Below are 696 nucleotides of genomic sequence, written 5' to 3'. Positions count from 1 at the left end.
CGTATGGCAATGAAAGACGGTGAGCTGGTGATATGGGATAGTGTTCACCCTTGTTACACCGTTTTCCATGAGCAAACTGAAACGTTTTCATCGCTCTGGAGTGAATACCACGACGATTTCCGGCAGTTTCTACACATATATTCGCAAGATGTGGCGTGTTACGGTGAAAACCTGGCCTATTTCCCTAAAGGGTTTATTGAGAATATGTTTTTCGTCTCAGCCAATCCCTGGGTGAGTTTCACCAGTTTTGATTTAAACGTGGCCAATATGGACAACTTCTTCGCCCCCGTTTTCACCATGGGCAAATATTATACGCAAGGCGACAAGGTGCTGATGCCGCTGGCGATTCAGGTTCATCATGCCGTTTGTGATGGCTTCCATGTCGGCAGAATGCTTAATGAATTACAACAGTACTGCGATGAGTGGCAGGGCGGGGCGTAATTTTTTTAAGGCAGTTATTGGTGCCCTTAAACGCCTGGTTGCTACGCCTGAATAAGTGATAATAAGCGGATGAATGGCAGAAATTCGAAAGCAAATTCGACCCGGTCGTCGGTTCAGGGCAGGGTCGTTAAATAGCCGCTTATGTCTATTGCTGGTTTACCGGTTTATTGACTACCGGAAGCAGTGTGACCGTGTGCTTCTCAAATGCCTGAGGTCTGTTTATCGAATTAATTGCAGATATAAAAAAACCAACCG

At 45.8% G+C, this 696-nt stretch carries 1 protein-coding gene; it reads left to right on the top strand.

Annotation, left to right across the window (positions count from 1 at the left end; all coding sequences use genetic code 11):
- The coding region (locus SB660_RS18895) for a CatA-like O-acetyltransferase (protein WP_410583743.1) at positions 1–441 on the top strand (441 nt) is incomplete at its 5' end.
- Positions 442–696: the final 255 nt, after the last annotated feature.

It is taken from the genome of Bacillus sp. SIMBA_005 (assembly GCF_046535585.1).
GTDB classification, from domain to species: domain Bacteria; phylum Bacillota; class Bacilli; order Bacillales; family Bacillaceae; genus Bacillus; species Bacillus pumilus.
Note: the sequence above shows the minus strand (reverse complement) of the source record. Positions and strands in the feature narration are given on the sequence as shown.